At 41.5% G+C, this 14955-nt stretch carries 14 protein-coding genes; 6 read left to right on the top strand and 8 right to left on the bottom strand.

What is annotated here, in order from left to right; translation table 11 throughout:
- Nucleotides 1-97 precede the first annotated feature (97 nt).
- The 7 genes from AAEY97_RS07900 to AAEY97_RS07870 all read right to left on the bottom strand — a co-directional run bounded on the left by AAEY97_RS07900 (nt 98) and on the right by AAEY97_RS07870 (nt 7149).
- Complete coding sequence (locus AAEY97_RS07900; protein ID WP_162022254.1) at nt 98-1144, bottom strand: methyltransferase; 1047 nt, start codon at nt 1142-1144, stop codon at nt 98-100.
- Between the two features lie 106 nt (nt 1145-1250).
- Nucleotides 1251-2525 carry an alkaline phosphatase gene (locus AAEY97_RS07895; protein ID WP_254439906.1) on the bottom strand — a complete coding sequence of 425 codons (1275 nt, stop codon included), beginning with the start codon at nt 2523-2525 and terminating at the stop codon, nt 1251-1253.
- 101 nt (nt 2526-2626) lie between these two features.
- Nucleotides 2627-3580: a glutathione synthase gene (gshB, locus tag AAEY97_RS07890; RefSeq protein WP_101086196.1), complete on the bottom strand. Its 954-nt coding sequence runs from the start codon at nt 3578-3580 to the stop codon at nt 2627-2629.
- 43 nt (nt 3581-3623) lie between these two features.
- On the bottom strand, nt 3624-4364 hold the full coding sequence (gene rsmE, locus AAEY97_RS07885) for a 16S rRNA (uracil(1498)-N(3))-methyltransferase (RefSeq protein WP_101086195.1): 741 nt from the start codon (nt 4362-4364) through the stop codon (nt 3624-3626).
- Between the two features lie 49 nt (nt 4365-4413).
- Nucleotides 4414-5115, bottom strand: coding sequence for an endonuclease (locus AAEY97_RS07880; protein WP_350997997.1), 702 nt, complete (start codon nt 5113-5115; stop codon nt 4414-4416).
- A gap of 158 nt (nt 5116-5273) precedes the next feature.
- Nucleotides 5274-5885, bottom strand: coding sequence for a SprT family zinc-dependent metalloprotease (locus AAEY97_RS07875; RefSeq protein ID WP_350997877.1), 612 nt, complete (start codon nt 5883-5885; stop codon nt 5274-5276).
- A gap of 82 nt (nt 5886-5967) precedes the next feature.
- Nucleotides 5968-7149, bottom strand: a complete 1182-nt coding sequence (locus AAEY97_RS07870; protein ID WP_350997874.1) for a PA0049 C-terminal domain-containing protein — start codon at nt 7147-7149, stop codon at nt 5968-5970.
- 571 nt (nt 7150-7720) lie between these two features.
- On the opposite strand from AAEY97_RS07870, the gene AAEY97_RS07865 reads away from it, so the two are divergent.
- From AAEY97_RS07865 to AAEY97_RS07840, 6 genes are all read left to right on the top strand, one after another.
- Nucleotides 7721-9046 (top strand): sigma-54 dependent transcriptional regulator, encoded by a 1326-nt coding sequence (locus tag AAEY97_RS07865; protein WP_335690596.1) that lies wholly within the window; start codon nt 7721-7723, stop codon nt 9044-9046.
- A 220-nt stretch (nt 9047-9266) separates the two neighbouring features.
- Nucleotides 9267-9884, top strand: coding sequence for a FapB/FapC family functional amyloid domain-containing protein (locus AAEY97_RS07860; RefSeq protein ID WP_350997871.1), 618 nt, complete (start codon nt 9267-9269; stop codon nt 9882-9884).
- A gap of 25 nt (nt 9885-9909) precedes the next feature.
- Nucleotides 9910-10980: a FapB/FapC family functional amyloid domain-containing protein gene (locus tag AAEY97_RS07855; protein ID WP_101086189.1), complete on the top strand. Its 1071-nt coding sequence runs from the start codon at nt 9910-9912 to the stop codon at nt 10978-10980.
- Nucleotides 10981-11034: 54 nt separating this feature from the next.
- A complete protein-coding gene (locus AAEY97_RS07850; protein WP_242445110.1) occupies nt 11035-11739 on the top strand; it encodes a C39 family peptidase in 705 nt (234 codons plus the stop codon).
- A gap of 10 nt (nt 11740-11749) precedes the next feature.
- Nucleotides 11750-12463: a hypothetical protein gene (locus AAEY97_RS07845; RefSeq protein WP_101086188.1), complete on the top strand. Its 714-nt coding sequence runs from the start codon at nt 11750-11752 to the stop codon at nt 12461-12463.
- A 29-nt stretch (nt 12464-12492) separates the two neighbouring features.
- Complete coding sequence (locus AAEY97_RS07840) at nt 12493-13827, top strand: transporter (protein ID WP_350997868.1); 1335 nt, start codon at nt 12493-12495, stop codon at nt 13825-13827.
- Between the two features lie 161 nt (nt 13828-13988).
- Here AAEY97_RS07840 and AAEY97_RS07835 read toward each other — a convergent pair whose 3' ends face one another.
- Nucleotides 13989-14900, bottom strand: coding sequence for a LysR family transcriptional regulator (locus tag AAEY97_RS07835; RefSeq protein ID WP_101086187.1), 912 nt, complete (start codon nt 14898-14900; stop codon nt 13989-13991).
- Nucleotides 14901-14955: the final 55 nt, after the last annotated feature.

The following is a 14955-nucleotide window of genomic DNA, read 5'->3' as shown; positions in this document are numbered from 1 at the left end:
ATTTTGCCTTTAAGCCAATTTAGCTGATATTAATCTGCATTTCCAGCAGTAAGCTTGCTTTGTCGCTTATAAGTGAAGCGGTTTGAGGTGCGGAGTATTATTGGTATGAGTGTTGATGGAAATACAATTTATACTTATTGTTTTCCGCTACCACATTCACTTTGCCAAAATGCGTCGCTATCGTCTCTGAATAAGGCAAATGGCGATTAGCGACAATCTGCCATACACCTTGTGATGTCAGCCTAATAGCACTTTGTTGGACAAATTGCGTGGCAATATCAGTCGTGCTGGTTAACCCATCATGAAATGGCGGGTTGGAGATAATACCATCGAACTTGCCTGAGATTTGATTAAACCCATCTGAAGGATAGACCTTTGCCTGCATACTATTGGCTGCTAGGGTTAATTCACATGAGAGTAACGCCATTGCATTGATATCAATGCACTCAATGGTTAACTCTGGATTGGCTTTTAGCAATGCAGCTGTAATGACCCCTGCACCACAACCAAAATCGAGTACTCTGCCGCGTAAGTTATCCGGTAAATGTGACAGCAGTAATTCGGTACCCTGATCGAGACGTTTCTCGCTGAAAACACCGACAGTATTACAAATTTGCAGTGTTCCCTGTGGGGTTTCTAGTGAATATTGGCTTACCCAATCGCTTATGGATAGCGTTGGTGCTGCTTGGGTTAAATAACTGACATACACTAGACAATGGCGGGCATTATCTTGCTTGATTGGGGTTGAGTAATAATCAGGTGTGAGTTTATCAATTGATTTAACTCCACCTTTATTTTCACCCACAATCATCAATTGGCCATCGATATTTAAATGTTGTGCAGCCAGTTGCAGTAAATAACCCATTAACGGTTTAGCTTTTGGAAAGTAAATAATGACGCTATCAAATTTTGCATCAGCTAATGACTCAGGCAGTTGATGGCCAAAATAACATTGTAATTTTTCATTAGCGCAAGAGGATAATGTGAGGTGATGATTAAAGTCTAGCGCTAGGGCGGTGACATTATCGGCAAACTCAAGACATTGATGTGCAAAGGTATCAGCTTCATAATTGAGCACTAACACATTGTGTTGCTGAAAGTATTTGCTGTTTCTAATTAACGCTTGAGAAGGATTTGTTAACACGTCGGTTGCTCATAATGCTAGTGATAAGATAAACACGCTGATATTAACACAACCCCCACTTCGATAACGGGGATTGTGTTAGACATAGTCGTCAGTCAGTCAGTGATTAAGGTGTTTGCACCGATTGCGGTAGTAAGCTAAACATCTTAATCGCAATATCAATATTGTCTTGATGACCGCTAAATAATCTCGCACCTGGGCCTTCTGCAAAGACTTGAACATCCATCGCGGTATGACCGCCACTTGTCCAACCGGTATTCGATTTAATATCAATGAGTTTACGCAGTGCGATTGATAATGGCTCATTACCTTGCATGCGTGCGCTTTGTAATTGACTGTATTGCGCTTCATTTGGTGTAAAACCAAGTAGCGTCGCCGTTAAAGGTTGCCAGTTATCTTCGGCAATGGCACGGGTAGCAATGACATCAGGGCTGGCTTGAACCTTATGCAGTACTTCAGGGTGCCATTCGTATTTGTCATGTGCACCAACTGATAATCCACCGGTATTATGATCTGCTGTCACAACCATAAGGGTGTCTTTACTTTGGCGAACAAATTGTTCAACCACTTCGATAGCGGATGCAAATTCATCCATTTCACCCATCGCGGTAGCAATATCGTTACTGTGACCTGCCCAGTCAATTAAGCTGCCTTCTACCAATAACACAAAACCTTGTTCATTTTGTGATAGTAAATCTAATGCCTTTTGGGTCATATGGCTGAGTTTATGCGCTTGTTTATCATTAATCACCCAAGGCAATTGTACATCAGCAAACAGCCCCAATACTTTTGGCGTAGTCACTGATTCTAGCTCAGAGAATTCAGTGATGTGTTGGTAGCCTTTCGCGCTAAACTGCTCAAGTAATGTTGGGGTGAAATATTGCTGGCCACCACCAAGAATCACATCAGCATCAGATGCTAAATAAGCTTCTGCAATGTCTATGTAATTACTACGGCTTTCGTTATGAGCCAAAAATGCTGCCGGTGTAGCATGGTTTACTTGGGAGGTAACCGCTACGCCAGTAGATAAGCCTAATGCTTTGGCTTTTTCCATTAAGGTTGTGAGTGGGCGTTTTTCGGTATCAACGGCAATGGCACCATTATAACTTTTAACTCCAGTTGATAATGCAGTGGCAGATGCGGCAGAGTCGGTGACATAACCACTGATAGAAGCTGGGTAAGTGCTTGCCATACCAACGAGTAAGCGATCAAAAACCGTTTGTTCAATCTCTTCCGTTTCAGGATTATCTTTATAGTAACGATAAGCTGTGGTGTAAGCCGGTCCCATACCATCTCCAATCATAATGATAATATTTTTGGGTCTTGATGGACCGACGGTTGGCACATTATTGCTTGCTGTATTAGCGACTACAGGTGACATAACGACTTCATCAGCCATTGCACCCGTTATGATCAAGCTAGATACCAATAATAATCTACCGATTATCCGTTGGTAGGTAGATAAAAAATGCATGATTAATCCTATTTTTGCTGACTAATACGGGCTTCGATGGCATCCATAAGCATGCCGGTAATATTAACATCGAACGCTGCTTCAATTTCTTTAATGCAGGTTGGACTAGTCACATTGATTTCAGTTAACTTGTCGCCAATAACGTCTAAGCCGACAAAAATAAGGCCACGCTTTTTCAATTCTGGACCAATAGCACGAGCAATTTTCCAATCACTTTCCGATAATGGTTGGGCTACACCACTACCGCCAGCAGCTAAGTTGCCACGGGTTTCACCTTTCATCGGGATACGGGCTAATGCATAAGGTACCGGTTCACCGTCCACCACTAAAATACGCTTATCACCTTGAGTGATTTCTGGAATAAAGGCTTGCGCCATCGCGTATTGTTGACCATAACTGGTTAATGTTTCGATAATCACGCCAACGTTAGGGTCATCTTTTTTCACTCTAAAAATAGACGTACCGCCCATACCATCTAGCGGTTTTAAAATGATGTCTTGTTTTAGCTGGTGGAATGCTCTGATGCGTTTAGCATCGCGGGTAACAATAGTGTCTGGGGTAAATTCAGAAAACCATGCCGTAAACAGTTTTTCATTGGCATCACGTAAGCTTTGTGGCTTGTTAACAATCAATACGCCTTCTTCTTCCGCACGTTCGAGCATATAAGTCGCGTAGATGAATTCGGTATCAAATGGTGGATCTTTACGCATTAATATCACATCAAGTTCGGCTAAGGGAGTATCAACTGACTCGCCTAAGGTAAACCATTGATCAGCATCTTGCTTAACCGACAATTCACGCATCGTGGCCATGGCTTTGCCGTTGACCATCGCAAGGTCATGCATTTCCATATAAAACAATTGGTAGCCGCGTGCTTGTGCGTCCAATAACATCGCAAAGCTCGAATCTTTTTTGATGTTTATGTCGCTAATCGGGTCCATAACAATACCGAGCTTAATCATGTGTGTATCCTTTAATAATGTGCAGGGAAGATATCGGTTTAATTTAACCAATATCGCCAAATTTAACTTGTAATGCGGTAATGGCAGTTAATGACGCCGTTTCTGTACGAAGTACCCTTGGTCCCAATAAAATATCGGTAAAATGTTGGGTTTCGGTCATGGCAATTTCTTCGTCAGATAAACCGCCTTCTGGGCCAATTAATAATCTTACTTTGTGGTGTTGACCGGATAACTGCAAACCATTAATACCGTGTGAGGCTCTCGGGTGCAAATTCAGTTTTAAGGCTTCGGTGGATTCTTCACACCATTGTGCCAATGTCATTGCAGGACGAACAACCGGAACAATACTGCGGCCAGATTGTTCACAGGCACTGATAACAATTTTTTGCCATTGTTGCAGTTTTTTGTCTAAGCGCTCACCACTCAGTTTGACACCACAACGATCAGAAAATAACGGAGTAATGGTTGTTACACCCAACTCTACTGACTTCTGAACCGTAAACTCCATCCGGTCTCCGCGTGAAATCACCTGGCCTAAATGTAAGTCTAACGGCGATTCACTGTTGTTAGCCTCACAACTTAAGACCGTGACAGCAATCGATTTCTTACTGGTTTCAATAATTTCAGTTAAGTAATCATTGCCGTCACCGTTAAACAAGCTGATGCGATCACCCATTCCCATGCGCAATACTCGGCCAATGTGGGCGACACCATCCTCATCTAATTGAAGAGTTTGCCCTTGTTGTAAATTGTCTAGGGGCTGAAAAATGCGTGGGACTCTCATCAGTGTTGACCTTATTTAACCAATTGTTCAAGGGAAGCTTAATCGTCAATTAACGAACTAAGCCGTTATTTTGGCATTGTTTGAATACAAAATCATTATGATTACCTTGGTTAGCAGCGATTAAGGTATCACGCTTGCACTCAGTTGCCGTCACTGGCTGCATTTTGTCCCATGCATTAAACAGTTTTTGTTGGCTACTGCTAATTTGTAGACCATAGGTTTGTTGCATATAGAGGTAAGTGCGAGCGATAGGACCTCTTGCTCGTTTAGGCGGTTGTGCTTTGCGGCCTTTAAAGTCGACAATCATTTCACATTGTCCGTATTGATTCGCTTTTCCACCCCAATCACTAAACCTAAAGTTGCTGCGATCGCCATTGACCTCACCAACAGCAGGAACGAGATTATGTAAATCGGCTTCCATTTTTTTGAATTGCTTGTTGTTTTTACCACAATTTTTACGGCCGTCGTCTTGCCAACATTGCAGTTGATGACCAAATTCCCAAGCGGGAACCACATGCTCCCATTCGATACGGTTGGCTCTAATAATTTGTTTTCTAACCTGATAGCCACAGCTAGCATGATCTGCTTGCCATAATTTGCCTGCTATGGCGATGTCGCAGCCGCAATAAAAAGTACTGAGGGGTAGGTGTTGTTGGTAAATCTTTTTAGCAACTTTTTTCGCTTTACCAAAACTACTTGGATGTTCTGCAGCGATAAGTGTGGATGAAAAAATGCCGCACAGAAGCGACACCCCAAATAACCAAGAGTGTGTGGATGATAAGCGCAAAATTAAACCCTAAAAATTAACAAAAACATCATTACAGCGCAGGCTTAGCCTGTCATTTTGGCTGATGTTAAGCCATCAGATGCGATGACGCAATTGATACCGTTTATTATTCCGAGCAAAGGTTATTTAGGGTTAAAAGGGGTTAATGTTTGTTGGCAGCGGCGACAGCGATATTGAGTTTGGCCTCGGACAATTCTGTTGTGACGTCTTATGGTTAAGTTGATACTGCCACAACCGCAAAAATATTCGAATTGTTGGCCACTGACAGACTGAGTATTGAGTTGGTGAGTGGTCTTGGGAGTAATATTAAATGTCGTCAGCATTACGCTCTGCCATTCTTTACCATGAGGTCTTACTTTACCAAAGAGATGGAAACAGACTAAATGGCTAATTTCATGCGGAACAACTTCGTTAATAAAAATATCCGGATTTTCAGCCAGTAACACCGGGTTAAAGCGTAATTTATTGGTTTGTAAATGTGCTGTGCCGGCGCTTTTTCCACGTAAGCTGAAATGCACACTAGGGCGTGGGAATTGACGTTTAAAATGTTGTTCGGCTAATAGGTAGTCCATTTCGACTTTGGCCAAGATCTGCTGTTGTAAAGGATCACTAACGGAAGTGTTCAGCGATGGGTGGGTTCGAGAGCCCACTGATAACGAAGACTCCTTTTCGTGGATATCTTGCGTTAATACTTGGTGTGCGCGCTGAGTGAGATTAAAAATACTTTTAAACATGTTGAATTGCTTCACTTGCCTGAATGATTAATGAAAGGTTCAGGCAAGTAAAGTATCGGCCTGTTAAGTTAGTTGGTAGACATTACAGTGTGTTCGCCGCTGCAGTTATCATGGCGCGTATTTGCTCGACAATGTCTGACTCTACTTGTGAGTCGTAACCTTTAATACGTGGAGTATGAATGTGTCCTACCGGTAAATTCAAGTTAAATTGATCTCGAAGTAAAATACTGCGATAGGAAATTTCATTGGATAAATAGCCGCCACCAGAGCCTTCTACAGAAATTTCTTTTTGTAGTTCAGCCAGTGATGATGCCTTAAATTGTCCCCGAGATAAGGTGCTAATTTGATTATTGTCATTAACACTCCAATGCCCTTTCACTGCCGCCATTGCTTCAACGGGCAAAGAGAATTGCACAAACTCAGGGCCATTTAATTTGCCATCGGCAGAGGTACCACCGTTAAATAATGGCGCTTTAGGATTGCGCTGACTGGCACCCGTTAATACATTTAAATTGTCTGGAGCTTCTGCGCTGCGATTTCGTCCAGGAAAGCGTTCAATGTCGAAGTTTTCATGGCCCATACTAATGGTAAACACCATGTCGACACTGTCTTCACGATAAAACGGCGTGAGTAACGATTCGATAATACCATTGTCGAAATCGCTAAACCTTACTGGAATCATTACGGTTTCGATCTGGGCTTTTTTACCATTAACCTCAAAACGATAACCATCGAGTGCTAATGCAGCTAAACCTGATGGATTGCTTTGGCCAATATTTCTATCAAGGAAAAAGGGGTCAAAACCGGTCACTAAAATATTAATTTGTGTATCGGGAGAAAACGTAATATCGCTAAAGCCGCGAGAGGACTTCTCAACTGCTTTGACTAAAATATCACGTTGCCAATCGGCCATATTGAATCCGGCTTTTTCTTGCTTTAGGACGTTACGCATGCTTAAACGACTCCAGTACAAGGAGCGATCATCACTGTGTCCCGATTGTACATCTCGTACAGCTTGCTGCCATAACCTATGCCCTTGATGCGCTGCCATTTCGGTAACGGCTAACTCATCAGTAGATTGGGCTAACTTGACCTCTAAAGTATCACTGATCGCTTGATAACGATTAACCACATTAGGCATAGTTTGCCCCGCTTTTGATACACGCATCTCTTCAACATCTTTTGAGAGCGGCCCAGCATTAACTGCAGTAGATAAGGTTAATGCCAATGTACTTAACATTATAAAAGCACTGTGTTTAATCATGATGGTTCCTTTAGGACCCTAGATGTCTATCTTTGGGTTGCATTTAACGACTTTACTGCCCGTGAGGCGGTCTACGTTATAGTTATAACACAGTTGTTTAGAGGGTTTAATAGGACTTTAAGACTCGTGTCAGTAAATCGTTTTTAAATTATGGATTGAAGTTAACCTCTTTGGAGGTCGTTAAATGTTGCAGATATGGCGATTTAATTGCTGCTTTTTATATACTATTAGCGCTTCTATACCATACTAAGATCATAAGAAAGATGTAGCTGAGATAACAGATACACTAAAGTTAGTCATCGTTACGGTTAATCTGGGGTGATAAGTCGATAAAAAGATGATTAAAAATGTACCAAGTGTGGTTCTGACTATGTATTAATATTGAATCAAATAATGATACTAGCTATGAGTGACGACATTATTGATGTATTAAATTACCGAAGATATAAACGATTAGCCAATGATCAGGGTTTATATTTCAGTAATATTATCCGGTTATATCTATAGATAAGATGCACAGGCTAACCTTGTGTTAGCACTTTGGTGCTCACTGTATCGAAAGGATATCAACATGGAACCATTACTAATGGCAGGTTTTCAGTGTAATGAGCTAAATGAAGTACTTTCTCGATTAGACTTTCAGCTTCACTACATTGATAAGTATGATCAAAATAAAATTCCCATCAATTGTGCCCTGTGTTTAATCGATCTTCGAAAAGAAAATATCATAAATGAAATCAATTATCTGGTCAGAGAGTTAGACCCTAGGGTCCATATCATTGTACTCATCAATAAATCACAACTCGACATTGCAGCGATCACAACTTTTATTGCGCAATATGCTTGGGATTTTTGTACTAGCCCTATTGATCCTGAAAGATTAGCGAAATGCTTGGGTCATGGCATTGGTTTATCTAAATTAAAGCAACAGCATCATGTTCCACAGCCTGAATTAGCTGGCAAAGAAACCGATCCATCGGTGTATCCATCGGACGTCATGCAACAGTTATTTCGTCAAGTTGAGCGAGTTGCACCGACAGATATTCCGGTGCTCATTCGAGGTGAATCTGGCACTGGTAAAGAACTAGTGGCGACCAAACTACATCAATTATCTTCTAGGAAAGATGGACCTTTTATTACGGTTAACTGTGGTGCTATGGCTGCTGGCTTAATTCAATCGGACTTATTTGGTCATGAAAAAGGTGCCTTTACGGGAGCAACAAGTAACAGGAAAGGCAAAATTGCATTGGCTGACGGTGGTACATTATTTTTAGATGAAATTGGTGATTTACCCGCTGAGTTGCAAGTCAATTTATTGCGTTTTTTACAGGAGGGGTTGTACGACTCAGTGGGCGGCGGCATACCGCAATCGGCTGACGTGCGTATTTTAGCGGCGACTCATGTTGATTTGGAAAGCGCCATTGATCAAGGCCGTTTTAGGTTAGACCTTTATTACCGTTTGAATGGCATAACTATTATTACCCCAAGGTTAAAAGAAAGGCGTGATGATATTATCGGTTTAGCCAATCGATTTATTCGGGTGTATTCGAATGAATATGGACTTGTGACAAAGCCATTATCGCAATCAGCTTGCCATGCACTATTAAACTACCCATGGCCAGGAAATGTCCGCGAGTTAATTAATCGTGTTCGCCGAGCGGTGGTATTGTGCGACACGCCGCAGATAAGTGCACAAAATCTAGAGTTAGCTAATATCGATAAAAAACGCCACATTGCGCTATCGCTTAAAACCTTAAAAGACAATGCTGAAAAACAAGCCTTACAACAGGCTATTCTGATTGCAGACGGTCAAGTTGAGCTTGCAGCAAGTTATTTAGATATTTCAAGGGCAACCTTTTATCGACTCATGGACAAACATCGTTTACCGCTGATGTAATTGGTTTAATTGAGACACTATTTAGTTGCTTATTCAGTCTTAATATTAAGATTGTACCTAAAAATAGAATTAAGCTTTATATCAATAACCTAGCTATTTTTATTCTTAACTTTAAGAATTCCTCTTGATCTAGAAAACGCTATCTATATGAAATTTAATAACTTTCATGTTTGGCATAAGGGTTGCTATATCCTTTTATCAAATATGGAAGGAACATCTTATGGAAATCATTAGCCAGGTACATTGCAAATTGTTGCAATTATCATTGAAGCGAGCAATACAGCTCAGTGCGCTATTGCTGGTTGCTCATTCATACGCTGATGATTCAACGGTGATTGGTTCACATGTGATGCAAGGCGCAGGTCGGGCAAGTATCAACCAAGCTGCTGGCGATTTTAATATTCAGTCTAACAGCCATGCATTAGGCCAACGCACGTCTATCCAAACGATTAATTACAACCAATTACCGCAACCACCATCATTATCAGAATTTAATAAGCAACTTACTGCAGTAATAGACAGCCAAGCCTTTGCTCAATTTCAAGGCTTAGCCAGTATTAATCAAGTCAGCGGTGAGCAAAACATACAAGCTAACATAGGCAGCATTGCCATGGACTCGACCCTAGAAACCATCATAGGGCAAGGGTTGAATGATGAAGCCTTAACTCAAGTGTCGAGCCAATTGGCACCGTCATCTTATCAATTATCACACTATCAGGCCGACATCGCTCCAGACAGTTTTTTGGATGCGCAGGGCGTGATGCAGATTAATCAAATTTCTGGTGACAATAATGTTGCCATTAACCAGTTCTCGTTGCAGTTACCAAGCGGGAATTAATAATCATCGATCGGAGGAATGGAAGATGAAAAAACTCACTCTAGTGCTAAGTATTGCAGCAATAATGAGTAGTTCTGCATATGCAAATGGAATGACAGATTCAGACAGTAGTGTTGAATTAGATAAAAAAATAGATGTATCTAAAGAGCTTAAATATAAAGGTAAAGTGACCATTGAAGGCACTATCACGGCTAATGGTTTAGGCATGGCTGTAGTTGAAAATGTACAGGAAACTAGCGCAAATTTAGTTGAAAATTATTATCACGATAATGACGCTAAAATATCTGGTAATGCGTTTGAAAACTCAAGCGGTAATATTGGTGTTAACCAAGCGGCAGGTGATTTTAATGCGCAAAGTAACTCAGCTGCATTAGCTTCTATTGATGCCGGTTTTGCTTTTGGCTCTGGTGATGCTGAAATCTTCAGTACTCAAATGGGTGGTTTTAATGGTGTGTGGAACGAAGCCTCAACTAATACATCAACCATCAATGGTGCGTCGTTCATGAATGCCTCAGGTAATATTGGTGTCAATGTTGCTGCAGGTAACAACAATATTCAGGCTAACAATATGGCCGCGTCTTCATACAATGGTCGTTTAGGTGAAGCCAGTGTGTCTAATGTGCAAAGTACTGGGCATAACGGCACGATGAATATAGGGGTTGTTCAGGATAGCGTGGAATATGTCGATGTGGATCTTGTTCTTGATGCCGGAGGAACCTATGAAGGTACGTCCGCTTTAAATGATGCCTATTATCCAGAAATTATTTTAGAAGGTGACGGAGAACATAATTCAGGAACAGGAACTGTAGTGGGTCATGTTGATTTTGATACAGAAAATCCATCTGGTGCTGAAGTGATGACCTTTGATGAAGAAGGTGATTTAGCGCTTAATGGTACCGTGAGTGGTCAATTACCTTTCTTTGTTCAAACTGTGCTTCAGAAGTCTAATAACTCTTCATTATTAGCTGGAACAGCCTTCCAGAATGCATCGGGTAACATTGGGGTTAACTTGGCCAGTGGTACGGGTAACCTTCAGTCAAATAACCTTGCTTTAACAAGCATTACGGGTCCTGCAGAGATCATTTCTGGCGAGTAAAGACCTAATGATACGTTATGAATAAGGCAGGGGGGTAACCCCCTGATTCATCTTATGCGCGACATAACTAATTTAATGATTGCACTGCTGATCATGTCCAGCTTTAGTCTCACTTATTACAGTTACTCAGCAGATATCCCATTAACGGGTGTCGTGCCGGGTATGGGAACCTATTCTAAATCTATTCAGAGTATACGTGAGCGAAAATTTGAGCATGTTATAGAGCAAAAAACCGACTTTTCATGCGGTGCCGCAAGTCTAGCTAGCTTGTTGAAATATGCCTATGACCGTCAAGATATAAATGAGCAGGAAGTGTTAATTGGCATGTTAGAGCATGCCGATCTGACATTGGTACAAGAGCAAGGATTTTCACTGCTTAATATGAAACGGTATCTGCAATCTCAAGGATTAAGGGGGCGGGGATATAAAGTCGGTGAAGCTGAAATGTTGTTGCTCAAGATACCTGCCATTGTATTACTTAATGATGGTGGCTATAGCCACTTTGTGGTTTTTCGTCGACATGATCGCGGAGAAGTCTATTTAGGCGATCCCGCATTAGGTAATAGGATCATGACAATGGATGAGTTTACCCAAAAGTGGAATGGGGTTGTATTTGTGGTTATTGGGCAAGAGTATCGACGTGATAATCCATTACTACATCCAAGAGCAAAACTAACGTTTAAGGCACTCGATCCGCTCTCACCTATGACGGATGCTGAGTTACTTGAGTTTGGTTTTTCTTATTCAGATATGCTTTAAGGAGGAAGTTATGAAACTAAGCATGATGCTATTACTGACGATTGCAGCACCTGTGATGGCCAGTTCGCCTTCATTGACGGTATTCCAACATAGCCAAGTGCTGACAGACTTTGAATTGGAATCAATGAAAGGTAAATACACTAATAATGGCCAAGATTATTACTTTGGCTTGCAGATGCAAACGCAGTTTATTCAAGATAATGGTGTCCAGCAACAAGTTGGAATGCAAATTGAGTTTTCTCAAGTCGACAATCAGCCCTCAGTGAATATTACTATCAGCGATCCCAATGCCATTAGTAGTAACAATGGGTTTCAGTTAGATGCTTTGGGTCAAACAGCAGGATTACAACAACGAATTCAAATCGCTGGGAGTAAAAACTTAGCCGTCAATGAATTAGATATGGCTCAAGGGCGATTAACCCCGCTACTGCAAGGGATTAATGTTGCCGTCGGCACAACGCTTGTGAGTAATAATGGCAACACCACGTTTTCGGCTAACGGTAATACAGTTGGCTATCAGGTCGAACTGGCTTCAGGCAGAGCCAGTCAAGGTATTAGTTATCAAAATGGCAATGGTCAGTTAGTTCAAAGCATTTTTATTGATGGACTCAGTCATGGAGTGATAAACCAGTCTACACTAAGGTATGACGGTATGCCTGTTGGACCAATTGAGTCAAATATACTTGGTAGGCAAATCAGCGATTTAACCGCACTAGGATTTTAATTCATTTTGTACAAGCCAAGGATGTATTTATGAATAAGAAATGGACCTCAGCTGTCGCAGTGATCCTGCCTGGAATATTGGCAGTACCTGCGTATGCTGCAGATACTGATCCTCAACCAGCCTTAGAAACAACCTTATCTGAACAAGATATCGCAGTACTTAAACAGAAATTGATTCAGTTGAATCAACAAATTAAATTACAGCAACAGACCATTAATCAGATGGCTCAACAGGTGCTCAAGCAAGAGGCATTAAACAGACAAGCCAGCACGAAAGATCTCGCCTCAACGACTAAGCAACCATCAACTCCATCATCTGCACCATCATCTGCAACATCGTCAGCCGAGCGACAAGATGTTCAATCAAGCCAGCAAGGCGCAATCGCCAGCAACACAACAGAACGAAAAAAAGCGCCAGACAGAGCAAGAAGTACTGATGATGTATTACAAGAAGCACATAATGTCTTCTCTCGGAAATTTACCGTAGAACCCTCATTTACCTATAGTTACTACAGCCGTAAAGATCTCATTCTTAGAGGCTTTTTAGCACTTGATGCTATTTTTTTGGGTAACTTAAACCTAGATCGTATTCGCACTAATACAACACGATTGGATCTCACTACCCGCTATACATTAAATGAAAACTGGCAGTTTGAGCTCGGTTTGCCGTATCTATATCGTTGGACTCAGTATGACTCTGTGGGGGAAGGCAACTCTAGTCAACGATATGAAACGGCTAAAATTAGTGGTGGTCAAATAGGGGATGTCAGTGGTGCAGTTTATTACCGCATTAATACTGAATCTGTAGATTGGCCCGATTGGGTATGGAACTTCAGAGTTCGCGCGCCAACGGGAAAAGATCCTTTTGGGATCTCGCTTGAAACATCTGATACCGGCAATTTAACCTATCCTACAGAAATGGCAACGGGTTCAGGTGTTTGGGGGGTATCGACAGGGTTTAGCTTAGCAAAAACGTTTGATCCTGCGATTGTGTTTTTTAATTTAAATTACGGTGCTAGTTTTAAAGAAAGCTTTGATGACTTATCTGGCGCACCAGGGTTAAGCCCCGGTGAAATTGATTTAGGCAATTATCTGGATTACAGCGTGGGATTGGCCTTTGCGGTTTCCGAACGAATGAGTTTGAGTATGAGCTTTAATCAGCGATTTTACAGTAAGACCAAACAAAGACCAGAAGGTGGAGAGTGGGAGAAAATCCCTCGTACTGACACCAATACTGCGAGTTTAGGTATTGGTGCTACGTTAGCCTTATCGCCCAATCTGTCTATGGTGACATCAATGGGTGCTGGACTAACAGAAGATTCACCAGACTACCAAATCAGTCTGCGATTTCCTTATCGATTTTAGTGCTGTTCAGAAAGCTTCGCGTTATAAGTTTCTCAATCGAGATAACCTTAAATGGCTTATTTGGCCATTTGAGGTTGTTATTTGAGCTAATGATTCTGGTATTGATGCGAGACCATATGCATAACAAAGACCCGATGGTGACACGTTTGCCGGTGTATAGTTTAACTCATCATCGAATTCAATGATTCTTGGCTGGTATATCGTTTGGTGAAAAAGTCTAAAAAAGCACTTATATTACTGGCTAGTTGACGGCGACTTGAATACACCCCATACACTTTAAACGGTTCCATTGGCCATTCTTGTAAAATGGGCACCAAGCTTCCGGTTGCAAGTTCTTGCTTGCAACTAGTATTAGAAAGCATGGCAATACCATAATCATCCAACGCTAAACGTTTCACCATACTGGCGCTATTAACTCGCACTTTACGTTTAAAGGTCGCCATTATTTTACGGTTACCTTTACCTAATGCCCAAATGGGTGCCGACAGTGTAGTGCCGAGTAAAATGCCGTTATGCTGAGTTAATTCTTGTGGTGTTGCAGGGCTGCTGAATTTTTTAATGTAACCAGGGCTTGCAACCAAAATAGGTTGGCGTTCAAATAATAACCTGGCGACAAGATCTGATGACTGTAGTGGACCATACTTAATTGCGATATCGTAACCTTCACCCACAAGCCCGACATCGTTATCGGTAAATTGAATATCGAGTTCTATATTGGGATAAAGGCGCATAAAACTAGAACATAAATGGCCGATAACATCTTGTGAAAATGATACCGGAATGGCGATACGTAACGCACCAGAAATATCATTATGGGTGTTTTCTATGGTGGCTTTGGCCGCTTCAATTTCATGACTAATAGAATCACAATGTTGAAAAAATAATGCGCCTACTTGAGTCAGACTTAAATTTCGGGTGTCTCGTTGCAGTAATCGTACCCCGAGTTGTTCTTCTAATTGAGCAACTTTACGACTAATTGTTGATTTAGGTTGTCCGATCTCTCGTGCTGCTTGAGAGAATCCTTTTGCTCTAACAACGGCTGCAAACAGCATCATACCGTTCAAATCGGGCATTCAAACCTCACTGTCTCAATTATGGAACAAAGCGTCCAAGCTAGTTTATATGGTA

It is taken from the genome of Shewanella sp. TB7-MNA-CIBAN-0143, from assembly GCF_040310065.1.
GTDB lineage: Bacteria > Pseudomonadota > Gammaproteobacteria > Enterobacterales > Shewanellaceae > Shewanella.
Note: the sequence above shows the minus strand (reverse complement) of the source record. Positions and strands in the feature narration are given on the sequence as shown.

Excerpts from the sequence above, each read along its gene's own strand:
- rsmE (WP_101086195.1), bottom strand. The coding sequence starts at position 4,364 with ATGAGAGTCCCACGCATTTTTCAGCCCCTAGACAATTTACAACAAGGG.
- AAEY97_RS07860 (WP_350997871.1), top strand. The coding sequence starts at position 9,267 with ATGGAAATCATTAGCCAGGTACATTGCAAATTGTTGCAATTATCATTG.
- AAEY97_RS07895 (WP_254439906.1), bottom strand. The coding sequence starts at position 2,525 with ATGTCACCTGTAGTCGCTAATACAGCAAGCAATAATGTGCCAACCGTC.
- AAEY97_RS07840 (WP_350997868.1), top strand. The coding sequence starts at position 12,493 with ATGAATAAGAAATGGACCTCAGCTGTCGCAGTGATCCTGCCTGGAATA.
- AAEY97_RS07870 (WP_350997874.1), bottom strand. The coding sequence starts at position 7,149 with ATGATTAAACACAGTGCTTTTATAATGTTAAGTACATTGGCATTAACC.
- AAEY97_RS07845 (WP_101086188.1), top strand. The coding sequence starts at position 11,750 with ATGAAACTAAGCATGATGCTATTACTGACGATTGCAGCACCTGTGATG.
- AAEY97_RS07865 (WP_335690596.1), top strand. The coding sequence starts at position 7,721 with ATGGAACCATTACTAATGGCAGGTTTTCAGTGTAATGAGCTAAATGAA.
- AAEY97_RS07850 (WP_242445110.1), top strand. The coding sequence starts at position 11,035 with ATGCGCGACATAACTAATTTAATGATTGCACTGCTGATCATGTCCAGC.
- AAEY97_RS07835 (WP_101086187.1), bottom strand. The coding sequence starts at position 14,900 with ATGCCCGATTTGAACGGTATGATGCTGTTTGCAGCCGTTGTTAGAGCA.
- AAEY97_RS07855 (WP_101086189.1), top strand. The coding sequence starts at position 9,910 with ATGAAAAAACTCACTCTAGTGCTAAGTATTGCAGCAATAATGAGTAGT.
- gshB (WP_101086196.1), bottom strand. The coding sequence starts at position 3,580 with ATGATTAAGCTCGGTATTGTTATGGACCCGATTAGCGACATAAACATC.
- AAEY97_RS07875 (WP_350997877.1), bottom strand. The coding sequence starts at position 5,885 with ATGTTTAAAAGTATTTTTAATCTCACTCAGCGCGCACACCAAGTATTA.